At 45.6% G+C, this 21,397-nt stretch carries 17 protein-coding genes and 1 pseudogene; 1 reads left to right on the top strand and 17 read right to left on the bottom strand.

The window, feature by feature from the left end; translation table 11 throughout:
• Positions 1-5: 5 nt before the first annotated feature.
• From PHU01S_RS17315 to PHU01S_RS17305, 3 genes are all read right to left on the bottom strand, one after another.
• Positions 6-800 carry a nucleotidyltransferase domain-containing protein gene (locus PHU01S_RS17315; RefSeq protein ID WP_127508816.1) on the bottom strand — a complete coding sequence of 265 codons (795 nt, stop codon included), beginning with the start codon at positions 798-800 and terminating at the stop codon, positions 6-8.
• 155 nt (positions 801-955) lie between these two features.
• Positions 956-3,541, bottom strand: a complete 2,586-nt coding sequence (locus PHU01S_RS17310; RefSeq protein ID WP_127508813.1) for a metallophosphoesterase — start codon at positions 3,539-3,541, stop codon at positions 956-958.
• A 3-nt stretch (positions 3,542-3,544) separates the two neighbouring features.
• Entirely contained in the window at positions 3,545-4,810 is a 1,266-nt protein-coding gene (locus PHU01S_RS17305; RefSeq protein WP_127508810.1) for a class I SAM-dependent methyltransferase, read from the bottom strand.
• Between the two features lie 132 nt (positions 4,811-4,942).
• Between PHU01S_RS17305 and PHU01S_RS17300 the strand changes: the two genes are divergently transcribed.
• Positions 4,943-5,170: a hypothetical protein gene (locus PHU01S_RS17300; RefSeq protein WP_164763099.1), complete on the top strand. Its 228-nt coding sequence runs from the start codon at positions 4,943-4,945 to the stop codon at positions 5,168-5,170.
• Between the two features lie 290 nt (positions 5,171-5,460).
• On the opposite strand, the gene PHU01S_RS17295 is transcribed toward PHU01S_RS17300, so the two are convergent.
• From PHU01S_RS17295 to rlmD, 14 genes and pseudogenes are all read right to left on the bottom strand, one after another.
• A complete protein-coding gene (locus PHU01S_RS17295) occupies positions 5,461-5,658 on the bottom strand; it encodes a hypothetical protein (RefSeq protein ID WP_127508804.1) in 198 nt (65 codons plus the stop codon).
• A 74-nt stretch (positions 5,659-5,732) separates the two neighbouring features.
• Entirely contained in the window at positions 5,733-6,596 is an 864-nt protein-coding gene (locus tag PHU01S_RS17290) for an SDR family oxidoreductase (protein WP_127508801.1), read from the bottom strand.
• 102 nt (positions 6,597-6,698) lie between these two features.
• A complete protein-coding gene (locus PHU01S_RS17285) occupies positions 6,699-7,115 on the bottom strand; it encodes an Rrf2 family transcriptional regulator (RefSeq protein ID WP_127508893.1) in 417 nt (138 codons plus the stop codon).
• Positions 7,116-7,269: 154 nt separating this feature from the next.
• Entirely contained in the window at positions 7,270-7,986 is a 717-nt protein-coding gene (locus tag PHU01S_RS17280) for an SDR family oxidoreductase (protein WP_127508798.1), read from the bottom strand.
• A gap of 24 nt (positions 7,987-8,010) precedes the next feature.
• Positions 8,011-8,369: pseudogene (locus PHU01S_RS17275) on the bottom strand (oxidoreductase); the annotation flags it as partial.
• Between the two features lie 35 nt (positions 8,370-8,404).
• Positions 8,405-8,869 (bottom strand): ASCH domain-containing protein, encoded by a 465-nt coding sequence (locus PHU01S_RS17270; RefSeq protein WP_127508795.1) that lies wholly within the window; start codon positions 8,867-8,869, stop codon positions 8,405-8,407.
• Positions 8,870-9,260: 391 nt separating this feature from the next.
• On the bottom strand, positions 9,261-9,830 hold the full coding sequence (locus PHU01S_RS17265; protein ID WP_127508792.1) for an SF0329 family protein: 570 nt from the start codon (positions 9,828-9,830) through the stop codon (positions 9,261-9,263).
• Between the two features lie 174 nt (positions 9,831-10,004).
• On the bottom strand, positions 10,005-10,994 hold the full coding sequence (locus PHU01S_RS17260) for a tRNA dihydrouridine synthase (RefSeq protein ID WP_127508789.1): 990 nt from the start codon (positions 10,992-10,994) through the stop codon (positions 10,005-10,007).
• A gap of 254 nt (positions 10,995-11,248) precedes the next feature.
• Positions 11,249-11,494, bottom strand: a complete 246-nt coding sequence (locus tag PHU01S_RS17255) for a hypothetical protein (RefSeq protein WP_127508786.1) — start codon at positions 11,492-11,494, stop codon at positions 11,249-11,251.
• 554 nt (positions 11,495-12,048) lie between these two features.
• A complete protein-coding gene (locus PHU01S_RS17250; RefSeq protein ID WP_127508783.1) occupies positions 12,049-15,204 on the bottom strand; it encodes a type I restriction endonuclease subunit R in 3,156 nt (1,051 codons plus the stop codon).
• Positions 15,205-16,218 carry an SIR2 family protein gene (locus tag PHU01S_RS17245; RefSeq protein ID WP_127508780.1) on the bottom strand — a complete coding sequence of 338 codons (1,014 nt, stop codon included), beginning with the start codon at positions 16,216-16,218 and terminating at the stop codon, positions 15,205-15,207.
• A 3-nt stretch (positions 16,219-16,221) separates the two neighbouring features.
• A complete protein-coding gene (locus PHU01S_RS17240; RefSeq protein WP_127508775.1) occupies positions 16,222-17,634 on the bottom strand; it encodes a restriction endonuclease subunit S in 1,413 nt (470 codons plus the stop codon).
• Complete coding sequence (locus PHU01S_RS17235) at positions 17,624-19,330, bottom strand: class I SAM-dependent DNA methyltransferase (protein WP_127508772.1); 1,707 nt, start codon at positions 19,328-19,330, stop codon at positions 17,624-17,626. Before PHU01S_RS17235 ends, PHU01S_RS17240 begins: the two co-directional genes overlap by 11 nt.
• A 302-nt stretch (positions 19,331-19,632) precedes the next feature.
• The gene (gene rlmD / locus PHU01S_RS17230) at positions 19,633-21,114 is read right to left on the bottom strand and encodes a 23S rRNA (uracil(1939)-C(5))-methyltransferase RlmD (RefSeq protein WP_127508769.1); all 1,482 of its coding nucleotides are present in this window, start codon (positions 21,112-21,114) and stop codon (positions 19,633-19,635) included.
• Positions 21,115-21,397 lie beyond the last annotated feature (283 nt).

Raw genomic sequence — 21,397 nt, 5'->3', positions numbered from 1 at the left:
GGTGATCAACTGGACCCTGATTCCCTCAGCGCCGACCGGAATAAATCATCCAATGCTTCGGATCCGATCTGACCCGAAGCCTCGAATCCTGATGCTGCCCGTTCAAGAGCTGCCAATCTATCTTCTAAATATTCGTGAATCGCAAAAATCTTGGGCTCCTCATCCATTTCTTCTCCCGATTTTTTTCGATCAAGCAAATGGCGGACTTCTTTCCTTACCGGACTGGACTCCGGAAGAAGGGTGTCGACCAGCACTTCAAACTCCATGGGCGGCATTTTGTTGAATCTTTCCATCCATTCGCAAGCCAGGACGGGACGAAGCACATAAAAATATTTCTTTATTTTGACTTGATCACCCTGCAGATACATCCGGAAGTTCCCTTTGGCCATATGCATGTAGTGGTAAAGACAAGCTCTCGGCGAGAAAGCAGATTTGGAAAGTTCACGGATATTCCCGGTTATGGATGGCTCCTCTTTGTAGACTATAGGGGACTGAAGCCATTCCAGCAGAGATGGATTCGATTTGGACATCAGCTTCAAGGCTTTTTTGAGATCCCAGCCATTGATGTCCAAGTCATTGCTTATAGGCCGCTCGATGACGTCCCTCTTATCGAAGACGGATAGATAATCCGCCTGGGAACGAATATAGATGAACCTGACATCGTAATCGCTGTCTGTGGAAGGAAAGCCCCAAGCCCGGCTGCCTGACTCGCAAGCATAGAGGATTTTGACATTCTCATCTTGTTCTATTCTTTTTAATTCCTCGGCAATTTGTCGGCCTATATCACCCGATATCATCATGGTATCCCCTCTTTAGTAGGAAACTTGCTGCGTACGTGCTAGAGCTTATTTTGCATGAGGATTAAAGCTTCGAACAAGGCAGACGTTATACAGCAACGATTCCTGCCATGATAAAAAAGGGCCTGATTCCAAGCCGGATTCAGGCCTTCTCTAAGCTATAGACGCGGATCGATCTCCTTCTCTTGCGCCACCTCGAAAAGAAGATTCGCCGCGATCTCTTTATACCCCTGATGCTTCGGCGATATTTCATCAAAGGGAATCTCCAGCATTCTCATCCCCAGCTTATACTCGTTTAGAGAGGTGCGGAGCTTCTGATGGATGCTCTTTTGCTTGAGCAGCTTATCGTACTTATGCTTGAACCTGTAGTCGTATCCATAGATGATGGATAAATACTCCGGATTTCGCACCTTCATATAGGGAACCGTCTGCCCGCTCCAATGCTCCGGCTTGATGACGACACCTTCCATATGGTTTTCAACCGTAAGCTTGGAGAAAAAGCCTTCCGCTTGCTCGAGAGCGTCAGCCCCCGACAAATCTAGCAACAGCGACTCATCGTCGGACAGAAACGCGTACATCTCCGATGTGCTCCATTGCGGAACTTGTTCGGTTCCATCTTCATGCACGATCTTCAGGACGGCAAAAGCTTTGAAGTCCATTTCCTCGTTGCCCGCATACAGCTCCAGTTGTCTCTTATAGACCTGGTAAGCCTCTACATGTTCGATCAAGGGAACGTAGCCGCTGCGGATCTCATGGACATGCTTGTAGTTCTGGTAGACGTTTGAGCCATATTTGTCGCTTAGAGCCGACTTGGCGATGTGATGCTGGTCTCTTTCAAATCCGCTTGCGTCATATTCAGCCAATAATCGGTTATAAGCGGATTCAAACCCGGTTTGCTTCAACAAATCGAGCTCCGTCTCCAGCGCTTTTTCAATTATCTTGAATTGCTTCTCGATCAGCCCTTCGCCAAGCGCTTTCCACGGAAGAAGCTCTCCATCCAGGACCAGAACCGACACTTTATGCTCCTCCATATAGCTGCCGAACTTATGAAGCAGCTTCCCATAAATCGGCGACAAGTCGACTTGCTTGATTTTGTAGCCGTTGCGGCTGACGGCAAAGCATTGCTCCTGCTCCTTATGCAAGTAAAGATTGCATCTTGATCCCATATATTTCGGCTGGAGCACCACCTGTTCGATACCGTGCTCCTTGAAATAATGCAGTCCGCGCTTCAAGGATTCAAGCTCATTTGTCTCCCTGTCCTTGTCTGCAGGAGACATCGTGCCCGAGATGAAGTTGATCTTATTGCGAGAGCAATAATGAAGCCTTCGAGCTTCCTCTTCCCCAAGGTCATTGAGAGATACCTTCCGCTCCTCCTTGAACAAAGTTTGGAGTTCCTCAGATACGACGACTTCCCGGGACTTCCGGGACTTCAAGAAAGGCTTGAACGAGATGCTCACGGAAGTCAGCTGGTTGCCATGCACGCTGCCGGTATCGATATGGAGCTTGTTGCGGATACGGAAGGACTTTTTGGCCGCGACGTGGCCGAAGATGTGATAAGGCTGATTTCGCACCGCTTCCTCCTGCAGAAAAGCGAGCTGCTGCTCAAGCAGCGCTTCCCGGTCGATGCGCAAGTTGCGCTGATGCCGAGCAGAGTTCGGATCCAGCTTGCCGATGTATTTATTTCTGCAGGGGGCATGCGTCACATAAAAAGATGGTCCTTTCATACCCGCATATCGGTAAAAAGGCTTCGACAGCTTCACCAAATGTTGAAACTTCTCAAAAAGATCGGAGTCGTCCTTCAATACTTGCGTCGAGTCAAAATAGGTATACAACAGCTTCGACTCGACTCCCTTGATCTCACCTCTCAAATACTTGTCGACGAAGTTTTCATGATTGCCCAGAACAAAGTAGAAGTGGTCACGGTTGTCGTACAGGAATTCAATGATTTCCCTCGTCTGCTTGCCTTTGTCGATCCAGTCTCCGACCAAAACTAGCTTGGTGTGCTTCAGCTTATCGGAAGCAGTCAGCTTGCCCTCGACGATCTTGTACCCATGATCAAGCAGCAGCCCCTTCAGATCATCCACGCATTCATGGACGTCTCCGATGATGATGTACTGCTGGTCCTGAGGCAGAATGGTCCCCAGGTAAGCTTCAAGATTCTCGATGACAACGCTGTACTCCGGGTTGACTTCCCTCATCTCGCCTTGGACAAAGTCCTTCGCGCGCACCTTATGAATTCTGTCGTAATCCTCGCGAGCCAGCGAACCGAGAACCTCTTTTTTCAACCGGTTGAGGTGGTTCGTAATCAGTTTCTTTGAACGCTCCGAAGCATAATAGTCTTCCCGCTTCCGGTAATCAAAGAGGATCACCTCGAGATGGTAATTGTTCTGGAAGGCGACATCCTTCACCTTTGCTCGGAAATCCTCTGCCAGTCCGGTCGTATCGACAATGACGAATTCGGCATTGACCGGGAAGGAGGTAGCTGCTTTCAGTCTTTCAAACAACAGATGAAATGCCTGCTCGCTGGATTCGAGCATTACCTGGTCGTACTTGTCGTACTCATAGCCAAGAATTTCTTGACGAATCTGATCCGAGGACAGGTATTGAATGTTGGCCCTCGCATTTCGGCTGTTATCTTCAAATCGCAGCCCTGGAATCAGCACTTCCTTCGCGAACGTGGTTTTGCCGCATTCCGTCGACCCGACCAGCATGAAGATCGTATGCACCTTCGTTTGAATGTTCATCCTTCATGCTCCTCTCTTCTTCAGAATGGCGCCTTGCGTTGTCTTGATGCCATCGATGCCGTCTCCGATGGCAACGAATTCGGCTAGCATGTTTGTTTCTTTGAGCACATCAAGCATCCACTCCCGGAACGCTTCTTCGCCCATCTCCCATTTGTGGTCGTCATGCCTGAAGCCGCTCAGCTCGTAATAGCGGTTGAAATCCGCGTTCGGAGTCGTAAGGATGAATCGTTCAAAATCGACATGAGCGCCAATCAGATGAATGAGCTCCTTGGCTTCATCTTGACTCATATGCTCTATGACCTCCGTCATCACGACATCGACCTGTTCGCCGTTGTAGTTGTCCAGAAACTGTGCCAGTGAAGTGTGAGTAACGATATTGTCGATTTCCTTGGCCTCCGCTTTGCGCTTGACCTTCTCCAGCAGCTCCTCATTGATGTCGACCGCATAATAAGTGCCCTCGATTTTCCCTGCAAAGGGGATTGCATAGAAGCCCTCTCCACAGCCGACATCCAAAATCGATTTATCAAAGGCAAGCGCACTGCCGATATAATTCCTCCGCTGCTGAGCCGTGCCGCCGTAGGCGAACTGGATGGCATAACGCTCCGTCTTTTCCATCTCGGCTTTGTATTTCTGGAACCGATCTCTGGACGACAGGAAGTTTCGTACAAACAGGCTGCGGATATAGAACGGCGCATCCAATACATTGAAGCTCTTGATGTACTTGTCCAGGATGCTGTCCGAGATGTCGATGTACTCGTCGCTGAACATCGACAGGAACAGGCACAAGACGCTCACGACATGAAGAAGCTCATATAAACTCTTGTTCGTCTTCACCGTCAGCGAATAGCTCTTATGCGAGTGATGAGTAATTTCAAACGAAAAATCCTTCAAATGCTTCTCGAAAGAATCGATATACCGAACCAGTTCAATATGGATCATATTGATAAAGAATGTATGTTCAAAGCCTTCCACATCCGTCTCATCAGCCTTTTTAAGCGGCGTTGAAAAGAATTCATTGATCGCATTGAGCGGAAACTGCGGCGTATTGTACCTCGAGACGTTCAAATACTCAAAGTCATCCTGCTGATCCCGCTTATAGGAAATTTCATTGTCCGCATCCTTGAAGTAGACATTGAACGTCTGCTCATCGCTGTACCAGCCGTAGGCAATCCCTTTGCGAATGGCTCGGAGCAGCATGCCGGAATTGGGGTTTTTCTTGATCAGGAAAGAAAACTGCGGATTGGTGGATCTGACTTGCACGATGGACATCTTTATCTTCTCCCGGTTTATGGATTGGAATGGCTGATTCGTCCTTAGTTATATATTCGACTCTAGTAGAGCAATTGAACAGGGTGGAAGTATTACAAACGAATTATCGAAGCAAATACCGTGGAGGTTGATGTGGACCAAGACGGGATCAAAGAAGTAGTCGCTACCGTAGGCACAGCAGCGGAAACAACACTCGACAAAACAGCGAACGATTTGCTGGCAAGCGCAAATCTTAATGAAATCATGAATGCCAGTTTAGTCATATACGATCCGAAGACCAACATCTTCAAAGCGGAAGTTTCCAAAGGTCGGCTTTCTAATTGGAGAATGGAGGATAATCAGCTTCAGCACATTCATTAAAAGCCTTCGGGCTTCTTCTGCGAGAGCACCTTTATTCGAATAAATAAACTCTTGCTACAAATCGATGATTACCCCGATTTTCGACTCGACTTTAACTGTCACGACTTTGAGAATCTGTATCCTTCCTATCGAATAAAGTGAAAAATAAAGACGCCAGGATAATGCCTTGCTCCTAGCGTCACTTTGCAAATATCCAGAGTGTTCAGATTTACACTAATCATGCAAAATTCGGAGCTTGTGCTGGGTAAATAGAGTCTGCCAACGATCATTTTTTCACTGGGGACCGTTGATCAGCAAGCCCACGCTGTCATACAGCTGACTGCAACGATTCCATATCCCGTGTCCGCCACACTCGGCGCGATCGTCAGGCTGTCTACCTCGCAGTCCACGCTGACCGCTTCCGTCCCTTGATAGACACTGTAAGCCACAGCTCCCTGCGCGGCATTCCAGGTCAGGACAGCTTGTCCGTCGCCCGTGCTGGCCGTCAAGATTTGAACCTATAAATCGAAAACCGGCCTCACATTACGAAAGGTCGGTTTTCAATAAAGTTCAGTTATTTTGTTTAAGAGATTTCGTTCACTAGTTGAGTCAGGGCCTCGCTAATTGGCGTAGCTGGACGACCGAGCAGCTTTTCGAAATCATTGCTTTCGAGCTCCAGTGCGCCTTCTCGAATGGCTTGCTGGATACTTACGAGAATAGGGATAACGAAGTCGGGTACACCTGCGCCTTTCATGATGTCGGCATAAGCGGCGTCATCGACCTGTTGGACAGGCACTTCCTTGCCTAATACCGTGCCAAGAGCAGATGCCAGTTCTTCTTGAGTCATCAGCTTACCCGAAAGTTCATAAATGGTATTGTCGTGTCCGTTCCCCGCCAATACGCCTGCAACCGCCGCCGCGTAATCTTGCCGCAGTGCCCAACCCACTTTGCCAGATCCAGCGGAGGTCACCCAAGGAGCTCCTGCCATCACGCCTTGAATGCTCGCAATTTCATTCTCCAAGTACCAGTTGTTGCGTAAGAAGGAGTAAGGAATGCCCGTTTTGACGATGGCTTGTTCTGTGACACGGTGTACTTCAGCAAGGAATAACTTGCTTTCGTTTGCATTCGTTGCACTTGTATATGCAATGAATTTAACTCCAGCACGCTCTGCAGCAGCAACAGCATTTGTGTGCTGCCGAATTCTTGTTTCATTGTCTCCATCCGCAGAAATAATCAATAGACGATCGATACCTGCAAAAGCAGCATCCAATGTTTCTGGACGGTCAAAATCTCCTTGACGAACTTCTACTCCACGAACTCGCAATCCTTCTGCTTTCTCTGGATCGCGGACACTGACAGCCAAATCACTCGCCGGTACAGATTTCAATAGCGTCTCTACAACTATAGTTCCCAATTTCCCTGTCGCACCTGTGACCAACATTTTCATCTTCTATTCCTCCACTTATATTTTGTTGTAATACCCATTGTTATAACAGCATTAGTTACAACAAGTCTATAAAATAAAAGCTCTCTTATAAGGAGCTCTCATTTATTTGAACCTTGGTGTGAGTTGGCTCAAAGTCGTTTGCGCCAACCTGTGTTCCATAGCGAATTGAGCCTCATTCAACTCGGATTGGAGAACCGACTCAATGTTCGCCCCGACTGGACATCGCTCATTCGGATCTGCGTGAAAACGGAATAATTGGTTGTCTTCAATCACATTTACAGCCCGATAAACATCGAGAAGCGTAATTTCCTCAGGTGCCTTGAGTAGAGAAGCACCTCCAACCCCAGGCCGTATTTCCACTAACCCCATTTTTTTTAACATCCCCATAATTCTCCGGATTATAACGGGGTTTGTATTTACGCTGCCCGCAATGAAGTCCCCCGTACATTCGTTTGGACTGACCGCAATCAGGGAAAGGATGTGAACAGCAATAGAAAAGCGAGTGCTTATTTGTTTCAAGTGCATCACCACCGTTGTAACCATTATAGTTACTACCTAAAGTAAAGTCAATATCCGTGCCTAAAACTGCCCGTCCCTCGGTTTTAAGGGTTTATCTCACGTTCACTCCCTCATTCGCAGGATTTCATCACCTTGGATATATGCCCCTTCGAGTTTAGGACAGGAGCGCCCCGCCCTCAATCAGGATAACGGAGCCGGTGGTGAATCCGTTTTTCGCAAGGTAAACATAAGCTTCGGCAATATCTTCCGGCTGCGCGATCCGTCCGACAGGCAATTGGCTCGCAATGGCGTTGAACATGGATTTCCGGTCTTCCTCCGGCATGCCTGCGTAGACAGGCGTATCTACGATTCCGGGAGAAACCACATTGACCCGAATCGGGGCAAGATCCACCGTCAATCCCCGCATCAACCCCTCCAACGCCGAGTTGATTGCAGCCAGCGTGGATGCCCCCTTCGGAGGCCGTTTGCCGTAAACGCCGGAAGTCAAGGAGATGGAGCCTTCTTGGTTCAAATAGGGGATAGCCGCTTTAACGGTGATATACTGGCCCCAGAACTTGCTGTCGAAGGCAGCTTGCGCCTGTTCAACCGGCAATTCGCGGAACTCACCCATCGCGCCTTCGCCAGCGGTGATTACCAAGTGATCAAACTTGCCTACCTTTTCGAAAAATTCCGCGGCTTTCTCTTCACTCCGAAAATCCAGCTCGTAAGCTTCCACATTCCCGCCAAGCGTTTGTTTGGCTTCCGAGAGCTTGGCAGCGGAACGGCTTGCAATAACTACCGTTGCCCCTTCATCCAGAAATGCCTTGGCAGTCGATAATCCAATGCCTGATGTGCCTCCTACAACGATGACGCGCTTCTCTTTCAATGACATTACGATAGCCTCCCTATTTTCCCCTTAATGGTAAGCCCGCTCATATTGCTTTGGAATATGGGTATATTCACTTCTAAGCGATTGAGCAGCATGGATAGTCCAGTAAGGATCTCGAAGCATGCCACGGGCGATCGCCACTAAATCCGCTTCTTCGCTGCAGACGACGGATTGAGCAAGTGCCAGGTCCTCAAGCATGCCTACAGCTACGACGGGCACCCAAGAGCTTTGTTGGTAAAAGGGAATTGAAACGGATGAATTAAATATCCGTGCGCCCCGTGAAACTCAATCATATCTACGCCTGCCTGAACAGCCCGGCGGGCTGCATCCGCGTAGAGCTGTACCATCTGATTGATCTCATCGACTGCAAGTGCGCGGGGCATCTTAAGGAGAAAATAAGGGATTCAAGTCAGAACCTCCATTAATGGATTATTTCCGTCGATCCTATCGTCAACTCTTCGCCTATCGGATATTCCCATAGTCCCAGTTTTCCCTTCGCTGGAATATAGGGCTTCAGCAGACGGAAACCCGCTATTTCCCACGCAAAATAACCTGGACTGTAATCGCCTAACAGGAAGTCGTCCCCCGTCACGACCTTCCCGCAATCCAGAGTAGCTGACGTATCATCAGCTTCGATGACTTGATAACAATTCGTAAGCTCGCAGGTTGCAAGAATAACCCCCGTAGGGAGGTTTTGTTCCGTATAGCCATTTTTGGCGAGTAAAGAACGGATGGGTTCATATTTGCAGGCCTGCTTATCGACTTTCCGGCTTGCATGAATGGCCAACGGCCCGCGATACCGCGTCTTCCAGGATCTAGTTTCATAGAGAGTCTCGCCTTGAACAAGCAGAGTCGCCCACGGTTGAATCATCGATAATACTTTCATTCCTCTACGCTCCATTAAAGTTCATAATGAAGTACTATTCCCCAAACATTGTCCAGACTTTCCATACCCCCAAAAAAAAGCGCAATCCTTCCCGTCGCATTAGATTTTCGGGAAAAACCTCTGTTTTACACGCTCCATTAAGCCTGAATTTCGTTTACGATTTGACGTTCCATGAACATATATGGTCACGCTCTTCGTGCAGCTGACCAAGCGGCTGACGATAAATTCAAATCACTTTTCAACATCAACAAAGCTGAAGGACAATAAGAGACGCTCGGGAATTCCCCGAGCGTCTCTCCGTTCTTTCCGGCTCATCTATTACATTACTTTTACATCAATGCCAACGCCGATTCCACATGTGTGGAGTAGACAGTGTGAACAAAACTTATCTTCACAATGCGTTACGCCTTAGTTCATAGAAATACTGCACACTTGGATGCTTTAACTTCATCTTCTCGGACATGGTTAAGATCCGCTTTTTTCCAATCCTTCTGTCCACCAAGGCTAGGATATTCAATAAGATCTCCTTGCTCTCTAAGCTTTCCTCTATAGAAGTAGATAAAAACTTAGTAGCCACAACGATAAAATTTGATTTACTTAATGAAGCCTGCGCTGACAAAAGCTCCTTTGCATATTCTGAACTTATTCTGCTTCTGGCCATTACTTTTAGACGATCTTCCGGCACGGTCCCTTTGGCAGCTTTTCTAACCGCTTCAATATCGTCATTGCTGATAGGAATTTGAATATGTGGATCATTCTTGATTTCCAGCTCCGTCTGATACCATCTGATGAAGCTGGTTTTATCCATCATATTGAGTACGTTCTTTTTATCTACAGAGATGTAACAAATACCTGTTTTATCCGGTAAATAACGGTAGCCTGGTGCGCGGTATTCTACCCTTCCTTCTAACGCAGGACAGAGAAAGCTCTCCAGTTGCTGCTTCATTTTGCTCCAGGACATGTAATCCCCTCCATATAAAAACAGAGGAAAGGATTGTTGTCTCTGGGTTGCCCCGTCTCCATTCATCCGATCCTCAACATCTTCAAGTTTTTTTCTACTTTCTACGCCGAATTCTCCCTATCGAACTAACCACTCTTTACCGCAATCGTCCGGTGCCTCTCCTGACTTGGCCACTTAATTTCCTTCTTCCTCCGCCCCATCATGCTCCTTATTTGCATATTCATTGAGCAGCGCACGCACTTCAGTTGTTGATTTCGTGTTCATTAAGCTATTTCTTAATTCGCTTGCCCCTCGAAATCCACGGACATATATTTTAAAGAATCGGGAAAGCGGTCTGAACGAACGTGGTTCCAGTTCTGAATATTGATCATGGAGATCTAGATGCAGCCTTAGCAAATCAAGCAATTCCTCACTGCTGTGATCCTTCGGCTCCTTCTCAAAAGCAAATGGATTATGAAAAATACCGCGCCCAATCATAATACCATCCACACCGTATTGCTCAACGAGCTGCAAGCCGGTCTGACGGTCAGGGATATCCCCGTTAATGGTCAGAAGTGTATTTGGGGCCACCTCATCACGAAGTTTCTTAATCTCCGGAATCAGTTCCCAATGAGCATCTACTTTGCTCATTTCCTCTCTTGTCCGCAGATGAATAGACAGATTGACGATGTCTTGTCGCAAAATATGGCTTAACCAGCCCCGCCATTCGTCTAAGGCACTAAAACCGAGCCTTGTTTTTACACTGACGGGCAATCCCCCGGCTTTTGCGGCCTGGATGATATCCGCTGCGGTTTCTGGACGGCAGATCAGGCCGCTTCCCTTCCCGTTCTCTGCCACATTCGCTACGGGACAACCCATATTAATATCGATGCCTCTGAATCCTTCTTTCGCCATACCGATGCTCATCTGACGAAAGTATTCCGGCTTATCTCCCCAGATATGGGCTACAATGGGCTGTTCATCCTCTGTAAAAGTCAAGCGCCCGCGCACACTGTGGTTCCCCTCCGGGTGACAGTAACTCTCTGTATTCGCAAACTCTGTAAAAAACACATCCGGTCTGGCTGCTTCACTAACGACATGGCGAAAAACAACATCCGTCACATCTTCCATGGGCGCCAGTATAAAAAAAGGGCGTGGTAAATCACGCCAAAAATTATCTGTCATATCAAAAACCTCTCTATGAAAACTAGGGCAATTCCTTATCCCGAAGCGGTAAAACTCACTTACGGCATGTTAAAGCAAAGTATATTATAACCCCGAGAGAATCATAGTCAACCAATAGATTCAAAAAAAGAGGGTGCCCCCTCTTTCCTATTTCCTCCAATAGATCTCCGTTTTACTTTTCCTTTTGTACTAACAGCGCCACCGACTCCACCTGTGTCGAGTGCTTAATAGTGACGTAAATACAGGGGGCTAAATTACGCCCCCGCTGACAACGGATTTCCAAAATTATAGTGGATAATAACCTCACCATCCAGCTCAATCTCTATTCGTACAATTAACCGCTGAAGCACTTCTCGAAGAGCTTCCTCGTCATCGATTTGCAACTCCGCAAAGCGCCTAACTTCTTCCCTGAATTGCTGCATAATACATTCATTGGCTTCACCCTGACTGACAACCGAGCTGAACATTTTGGTATTGCCAGGAGCAATAAACTGTTTCATCAAGAGAAGGGCTACAAGCCACGTCTCAAAAATACCCGTTGGTGAAGGCTGTTTTCATAGGGAGATCCGTCTTCTGAATCTGCAGTTTGAAGCCAACTCCATGAAAAAATGAGACGTTTGCATGTTTTTGCCCTACAAACAGCGACTGATGTGCATCAAGGTCATTTACCATCCCTGCAGGTTCGTTTAGCTCATATTTTCTGACTTCGACTCACAATCGCCATATGCCGCACATTAAAATATGCAACATAATGTCACCAAAGCCTAGACACTCCTGACTCTATGCCTTCTCAGAAATCAAATACGACTCCCTGTAGAGAGCCGCAAGATGGGATCTATCAATTTCGTCCCATCACTGACATTATAGCAGACGTGTGATAATACAGCTTTTTACTTGCTTTACTTCGCCTCAGGCAATAGCGTCAAGTATTTCTTCTTATAGATTTATGTTATCTGGTAAAAGAGGGTCTAACTTTTATGAATCAATTCTATAAGACTATCATCTGGCTGTTAAAACGACTTAGTCTGTCATAATTTGATGTTAGTAGGATCCACTATTTGCTCCATTCGTTGCTTAGAACTTCAGCTTGTTTCATTACCAGTTCTATAGCTTCGTGGGCTTTATCGGGTGGATACTTATACTTTTGTAAAGTGCGGCGTACTAGAATCTTCAATTTTGCACGTACGCTTTCACGAATCTGCCAATCGACGGTAGTGGACTGACGGAGCTTTTCTGTTATTTCAATAGCGATCTTCTTTAGCATCTCGTCACCTAGCGTACGTACTGCACTTTCATTGTTTGCCAGTGCATCATAAAAAGCAACCTCATACGGATTTAACCCTAATTCAATTTCCCTTGTCATTTCAGACTGGAAATCTTTTGCCATTTGAATCAGTTCTTCTATCACTTGTGCTGTTTCAATGGTACGGTTATTGTACTTGCGCAATGTCGCCAGTAGGCGATCTACGAATTTTTTTTCTTGTACAACATTGTTACGAGTTTTGGCTTTTATATTATCTCTAAGCAGTTTCTCTAACAATTCAACTGCCAAGTTACGATGCGGCATCAGGCGAATATCCTCAAGAAATTCATCCGAAAGAAGGCCAATATTCGGCTTTTCTAGACCGCAAAGAGCAAATACATCCGCAACTCCTTCGGCCACAATAGCATTATCAATAATCTGTTTAAGTGCAGAATTCTTATCCTCTAAGGTTCTTTTTTTATCAACAGTGGTGAATTTGCTAATAGCGGCTTTAACTGCTGAATAAAAGGCGATTTCTTTATGAAATTCCTTTGCTTCATCAAGGGTACTGCAGAGTGAAAAAGCTTTTGTTGCGGATAATACCAGATCGAGAAACCGCTGCTTTCCATCTTTAAGTCCTAGCACATAGTTTGCCGCAGGCACTAAAAGATTGTGAGCCTCTAAAGCAAACTTAGCAAGGTCAATGCCATTATTTTGGGGAGTTTTGGCAAACATGCCTCGGATGGCATCCATTTTTTCCAAAAAGACAGAGTAGGCTTCATCCGCACGCATGGTTGGCTCGCCTTTACCCTTAGAGTCCGTATATATTTTTAACGCTTGCTTCAATTCGTTTGCGATCCCAATGTAGTCAACTACAAGACCGCCCGGTTTGTTATTAAATACACGGTTGACTCTGGCAATAGCTTGCATAAGGTTATGGCCTTTCATCGGCTTATCTATATACATTGTATGACAGCTTGGAGCATCAAACCCGGTCAACCACATATCACGTACAATTACCAGTTTAAGCGTGTCACCGGAGTCCTTAAATCGCTTCTCTAAGCGTTTTTTCGTCTGTTTATTGTAAATATGGGGCTGTAATAAGGCTTTATCTGAAGCTGATCCTGTCATTACTATTTTAATAGTGCCCTTCTCCGAGTCGGTGCTATGCCACTCCGGCCTAAGGGCAACGATTTCGTTATATAAATGAACACAAATATCTCGGCTCATCCCAACAATCATTGCTTTACCTTCAATGACTTCGGATCGGGTTTCAAAGTGAGTCACTAGATCTGCGGCGACTTGTTTCAGCCTTGGTGCAGCACCCACTAGCTTCTCAAGACGACTCCACTCTCCCTTTGTTTTTTCACGCGAAGCAAGATCTTCTTCATCTTCGACTACCTCTTCAACCCGTTGAGATAGTTCATTAATCTCTGTATGATTTAGATCTAGTTTAGCCAGACGAGATTCATAATAAATCGGTACAGTTGCTCCATCCTCTACCGCATCTTGAATGTCGTAGATAGACACATAATCACCAAAAACTGCACGTGTATCCTTGTCTTCTTGGGATATAGGGGTGCCTGTAAAACCGATGAAAGAAGCATTTTTCAATGCATCACGCATGTGTTTTGCGTAACCAAACTTGTAATCCCCATTTGCAGTTAGAACAGCTCTTAACCCATACTGACTACGGTGAGCTTCATCGGAAATGACCACAATATTATGGCGACCACTTAATAAGGGATGCTCAGTTTCTTCATCAAGTAATGCAAACTTCTGAACTGTGGTAAAAATAATGCCTCCAGACTCACGTTCGGCTAATAATCGGCGCAATTCATCACGACTATTAGCTTGTAAGGGCACTTGCTTTAAGAGATCCTGTGCGTTACAAAAAGTTGCAAATAGCTGGCTATCAAGATCGTTTCGATCTGTAACCACAACTACTGTCGGGTTATTCATCTCTGGTTGCTGTAAAAGTTTTCCTGTGTAACAACACATAGAAATACTCTTTCCCGACCCTTGGGTATGCCAGATAACACCAGCTTTTTTGCTACCTGGAATAACTTCTTTTCCATAGGTTGCTCTTGTTTCTGCAATTACCTCTCCTCGAGGCTTTTTAGCTGCAATCACGGTTGCACGTACAGCTTCACGCACAGCATGAAACTGGTGGTAACCTGCTATCTTTTTAACAAACTTCTCGCCGTCTGTTTCAAATAAAACAAAGAAACGAATATAATCCAAAAATAACTCACGATTAAAGAAACCGCGAACCAGTATTTCCAACTGCCATTCAAGTATGGGTTTATCATCCTCGTCTTTAATCGTACGCCATGTCTGAAAGCGTTCTTTATTCGCGGTTAAGGACCCTACTCGTGCTGTATAACCATCGCTTACAACCATGGCTTCATTATAAATAAAGAGATCGGGCATTTCCCCTATGTAGGTTTGCAATTGATTAAATGCATCCCAGATATCAGCATTCTCATCACTTGGACTTTTCAATTCCAGTACCGCTAACGGTATGCCGTTAATAAAACACACCACATCGGGACGGCGCGGCTTTTTAGTTCCAATAATAGTGAACTGATTCACCACAACAAATCGGTTTTGGGAGATGCGGTCAAAATCTAATAAAAATGCATGATCATGTACTAACTCGTCATCGCGCTTGAATTCAACAGGAATGCCTTCTAATAACCATCGATGAAAAATCCGATTATTTAAAACTAAGTCCAGACTCGTTGGATCCTTAAGCTTCATTAACACTTGCTCATAACAGTCTGATGGCAGATGATTGTTTATGCGAAAAAATGCAGCCTCCAAGTCTGATTCTAACAGTACCTGGGTATAGTTTTCTCGCATAGGGTTGTTTCCATCATGAGCAATTTCTGGACCATATAATATGTCCCAGTCGTTCTCTTTGAACCAATCTAGGCAGAGGCGTTCTAAATTCACTTCGTTCATTCAACTAACCCCCTCTGCTAATTTTTCTAATAATGCTTCGATGCACTTATTGTGATCATCAGTATACCAAATTGGATAGATATTGGCCGCGTTTAATACATCTCGTCGTGCTAAGCGCTCCTCTTCATCTTGAAGTTGAAGGAAAGCATAGTGCCTAGGAACATTTTCGCTACCTTTGCGTTGTACAATATTTGTTAGTGCCTGAATAGTTCTGTCAACTGATAGACTACAGCCAAGAAATAGTAATGTTTTATTGCTAATTACTTCAATTACGTCCTCCAGGATAGATTGATTAGAATAATGATGATCGTATTCAGATTTAGTGAAAATTCGGTTGCGTGAGGAATCTGCCTCACCATGAAGTTTGACAAGAACACGCTTGTTTTCGCCTAATTCACGTGATAAATACTTTGCATCTGCACCGAGTAGTTCTTTATCAAAATTAAGATTCGCATAAGAATAGCATTTAGAAATAACTGAATCAAAGTTGGTGGTAATTACGGCATTTTTAAATAGATAGGGCAAACGTTGAACTGACCCTACAATCTCTCTCTTAGTACCGAATTCATTTTCAATCTGTTCCAGAAAAGAACCATTAGGAAGATTATCAGATAGAATTTGTGCTGCTTCCTCGTAAGATCCGCTCTTAATCAATTCATCGAATTCCGCTGGCGGTATACGCGTTTCATTAAGCACCCGATACAAAAAAGCGGTCCAACTAGAATAACCACTCGGCATAGATAAACCTGCACCGACGAAAGGAATTATTGCACTGCGGCGGTAGATTTCCTGAAGTTTCCTATACCTACCGCTATTATCAAAACGAGATAGAATCTCATTAGCATTAGTCAGGTTTTCTTCGTGTTTTTTTTGAAGCCATTCATTAAAAGCTTCTTGATAACCATCCGAATCTAAATCCCTAAGTATTACATCTCTGTAAAATGTATACCCAGCAATAGATACTTCTCCATCTTCATTTAAAAAATCATGGAATTGTTGCTTTAGGTATTCCATAAATCAATTACCCCTCATCAATTCAATTTCGCCAGAAAGAAGCTTGGGCAGAATGGATTCCTTTAATTGAGAGAGGATCCTTGATTCGTAGATATTATCTTCGATTCGAGAATAAATAAGTTTCACGTGGTTTGTGTACTTCTCTATTAATTCATGTGATGGAACTATAACAGGTATAGGACTGAAGCTCTTCTTACTTATCTCAGCAAATGTAGTACCACTTGCCCTTTGTTTTATTTCGTCCATTTGAAACCCACACCACTGTACAACAAACTCAGGGGGCAGTATCTTGTCACACACCATTGCAATGAATCCTTGGTTTATCGCTAATGGCACTTTTGCAATGGCCAGATAACCTACTGGTGCTCGTGAAGACATTAAAACAGTATTAGCAGGAAGTAATCCAGAACTGATCCTTTTTAAGCCTTCTTCCGTGATTTTTCTTTCAGTTTCAATTAGAATTTTCTCTTTTATATTCGATAAATCCTTTGGTGTTGCCCAGTTAACGCTCCCACCATCCCAAAATTCACTATTTCTTGTAGATGGTGTAGCGCCTCCTACAACCGTTACTTCTCTACCAATTTCTGATATTGCCCAACCCTCAGGTATATTACCTAGATCTGATTCTTGCATTGTGGACGGAAACATAGCTGCTACCTTTGTAAGCTCTCTGAAAACATCGGTTTTTTTTTCTTTTAGCTCAGAAAGACCTGTATCATCTATTCCCGAAATAACCCTTATAGCTGCGTGTTCAGCATCTTTAAATGTACCACCTGCGTTTAGTACAGCCATTTTTGCTCTCACTGGCTCATAATCTATGAACCAACTTTTGAAGATTGCTTGGGCAATGGATTCAAGGGTCTGATTGATTTCAGTGTTAAGACTTATCTTTTTTTCAAATACTTTAACAATATGATTAATTTTTTTCAGCGAGTAACTATCGGGCCATGGAATAATTGCATTCTCAATTTCTCTAGGATTAAACGTTGGATATGTTCCACCATCAGCCACTCTCACAAGGTGATCAGTAAATATATCTGAAGTAATCACACTATACAGGTACCATGCAGTTTCCGGATCATGAACTGAAACGACACAGAATCCTGTCGATGCCACCCAATTTTCCCCGACATTCTCTAAGATTGCATATTGCCGTAGGTTTGGACGAACTGTTGAGATAATAATATCATTATTCTTCAATCTTCTTCTTGCTCTTGATGGTGCATCACTATATTTAAGCCTCTTTGGGTTTTCCATTTCCCCTGAAGAGACAGACGAAATATCGATATACCATATTTCATTGGGTTCATTACTTTTCTTAACTGATTCAGCATTTACCTCAGCAACATCACCAAGCTTTATTGTTTTCCAGCCTAGTGGTAGTTGAATACCTACCTGGTTAAAATCAAAACTCATACCCCAAGTCCTCCATGCTTTTCTTAATCTCTGAGGTCAACACATCATTTTGTTCGAATTGAGCTTTTAACCGACTCGTAAGTTTTAACATTTTCTCAGCAAAAGGCTCGGTCTCATTTTGTTGCTCAGCAGCACCGACATAACGTCCAGGGGTAAGAACGTAGTCGTTTTCTTGTATATCTGTTATTGTTGCCGAATAGCAAAAGCCAGGTTGGTTACTGTATCCCTCCCCACGTTGCCATGAGTGGAATGTATGTGTGATCTTGTTGATATCTTGCTCTTTGTCGAAATCGCGTAATACGCGATCTTTCATATAACCTAGGCTCCGGGCATCAACAAACAAGGTCTTACCAGTGCGATCAAGTTTCTCATTACCACTCTTCTTATTTTTTGTTAGGAACCAAATGCAGGCAGGAATTTGTGTGTTTGTAAAAAGTTGACCCGGTAATGCAACCATGCACTCAATTAGATCCGCTTCTATCAATGCCTTACGTATTTCACCTTCGTTATTGGTATTTGAACTCATTGATCCATTGGCAAGCAGAAGTGCCATAGAGCCTTTATCGTTCAAGTGGTAAAGCATGTGTTGCAACCACGCAAAGTTAGCATTACCTTGAGGAGGAGTTCCGTATTTCCATCGAACATCGTTTTCCAGACTGGAATGCCACCAGTCCCTTACATTAAACGGGGGATTAGCCATTACAAAATCCGCTCGTAAATCCGGATGCTGATCATCAAGAAAGGAGTCGGCGTTTTTCTTTCCAAAGTTAAAATCAATGCCACGGATTGCCATGTTCATGGCTGCTAATTTCCACGTAGTTGGGTTGCTCTCCTGGCCATAGACTGAAATATGTCTTTTCTGCTCTGATGCATTGTAATGCTTTTCCTTAGCGTGTTCCTCAATAAACTTTTGACTAGACACAAAGAACCCACCTGAACCCATTGCCGGGTCATATACTCGACCTTTGTAGGGCTCTAACATTTCAACAATTAAAGTTACGATACTTTTGGGAGTGTAATACTGTCCACCTTGCTTACCTTCTGCAAGAGCAAACTGGCCCAGGAAGTATTCGTAAACATGGCCAAGTATGTCTTTGCTATTCAATTGGAGAAGTTCTCCATTATATACAGGGTTGCTAAAACTAGTGTCTGAGAAGCTATTAATAAGTCCAATCAATTTGTCGTTATCTACTTGGTACTGACTAATGCGGTTAAGAATACCCTTAAGTTTGATATTTACTTTTTCGATCTCATCGAAAGCGTTGTCGATTAGCCAAGAGATAGAACGTAGTTTTACGTCCTCCTCCTTCTCATTTTTCCATATTGTTGATCCAATGGGTAACGCAACAAGGCTTTTCAAAGTACCCCAGCGCGCCGCTTTTGGCACCCAAAAAATATTTTTTTCCTGGTAATATTCAATTAGCTCTAGTTCTTCATTAATTGCTTGTTCATAGTCTTCATCAGATTCATAGTCTTCTCGTGGCAAGTAATAAATATTATCAACAATATCCTGTTGAAACAGGTCCTTAAGCTCGTTTTGGCGCTCTTCAAACGCGTCAGAGACATACTTCAGAAAAATCAATCCTAAAACAATATGCTTATAGTTAGCTGCATCAAGATTGTTACGCAGTTTATCTGCTGCTTTCCACAGCTTGTCATCGAGCTCTTTTAAGAATTGCTGTTCGTTGTCGATCATGTGTTACTCTCCTTATGATTACAATTTATATTATTTAACAGACCATATTGATATAATGTTACATATTGATTCATGTTCTAAACAAATTCGACTTAATCAACCTACATTCCTTCCACTTTTACTGTTAATTGATTAATATTCAGAGGGTTACTTCCTCTTCCATATCAAAATGCCTATTCATGTCAGGTTGTTGCTTTCATTAAATTATGATAGGAAATAATAGAACAAATAAAAAAAGGACAGAGCAGAAATAGCTATCTACTCCGACCATTTACTTTTTCATTAAGCGATACTGACATATCTCATTTTCGAATCATCAATATTACGCTCTCCACATGCACCGTATGCGGGAACATATCCACCGGCTGAACCTCCACCGTCCGGTACCCTCCGGCTTCAAGCACCTGCAGATCCCTCGCCAAGGTCGCTGGGTTACACGACACATATACAACCCGCTCCGGCTTCATCTCCAGAATCGTATCCAGCAGCTGCTCGTCGCAGCCTTTGCGAGGCGGATCGACGACGATGACGTCCGGCTTGATGCCTTCCGAGCGCCAGCGCGGAATGACAACCTCGGCAGCTCCCGCTTCAAACGATGCATTTTCAATGCCATTTAATGAAGCGTTCCGCTTGGCGTCCTCGATTGCCTCCGGAACAATCTCAACCCCATACACATGTCCCGCTCGGCGGGCCAGGAACAGCGAGATCGTCCCGATGCCGCAATAGGCGTCGATGACATTCTCGCTGCCGGTCAAGCCGGCATAATCGACGGCGGACTGGTAGAGCCGGAGCGTCTGCGCCGGATTGACCTGATAGAACGAACGTGCAGAGATGGCGAAGCGGATCCCGTCGAGCTCGTCGTAGATGACATCGCTGCCCCAGAGGGTGCGCGTCTCGTCGCCGAAGATGACGTTGGTCTGCCGCTTGTTGATGTTCTGCACGATGCTCGTCACTGCGGGCAGAGCTTCGCGAATGCCCTGGATCCAGTCCTCCAGGCGCGGAATGCGCGGGCCATTCGTGACGAGGACGACCATCATCTCGCCGGTCACGAATCCGGTCCGGACGACGACATGGCGGAGTATGCCGCGCCCTGTGGCTTCGTCGTACGCGGAGATGCCGACGCGGTTGCCGATGGCTTTGACCTGCCGCACCGCAGAGTCATTGTTCTCGTGCTGGATCAAGCACGCGTCCATGTCGACGATGCGGTGAGAGCCGCGGGCGTAGAAGCCGCCGATCAGGCTGCCGGCCGCGCCTCCGTCCAGGTCCGCCATCGCCATGCCGATGGGGACCTGCGCCTTGTTCCGGTAACGCCATGGCTCGTCCATCCCGATCGTCGGATGGACGATCACGCCTGCGCGCGAGCCATGGTCTTCGGAGGCAGCAGCAGCGCCGGACTCAGCGGTCTCGCGGCTTTCAACCGCCCGCGAGCTGCCGGCCACGGTCAGCTTGCCGATGCGCTCCAGGCTGTCGATGACATGCTGCCTTTTCCAGGCCAGCTGCCCTTCGTAGCTCATATGCTGCAGCTGGCAGCCGCCGCACTGCTTGTAGATCGGGCACGGAGCCTCGACCCGGTCCGGGCTTGCCTGGAGCAGCTCCAGCTGCTTGGCATATCCATAGGTCTTCTTGGTCTTGAGCACCTTGGCGGTGACTTTCTCGCCCGGCAGCGCTCCCTGGACGAATAGAGTAAAGCCGTCGACGCGACCTACCCCTTCGCCTTCATGCGTCAGCCCGATGATATCGAGCGTGACCGTATCGTTTTTGCCGACTGGCAAAGCTGGTTTCATCTCTTCGTTTCATCCGTTCTCTTCGTAGTCTAAAAGGTCCGACAGAGGCTCCCAGCCTCTTCTGCCGCGGAACGAATAGTTCCGCTCTCGGCCTTGTCCGTCAGTCAAGAATACCATATTTCCGCCTCTTTCGCTCCGTGGCAGAAGTCTCCAAGCCCTTTTTAGAGGGATGCTGACCATAGAGCGCTCCCGATGGTCGGTCTACTGGCAAGCCGAAGCGGTGATCCTAATCCTGAACCTGCTGAAAGCAAAGCAGCAGGAAGACAAAGAGCGCCAGACATAA

This window comes from Paenibacillus humicus NBRC 102415 (assembly GCF_004000905.1).
Lineage (GTDB): Bacteria > Bacillota > Bacilli > Paenibacillales > Paenibacillaceae > Paenibacillus_O > Paenibacillus_O humicus.
This window is presented reverse-complemented; position numbering and strand designations above follow the sequence as displayed.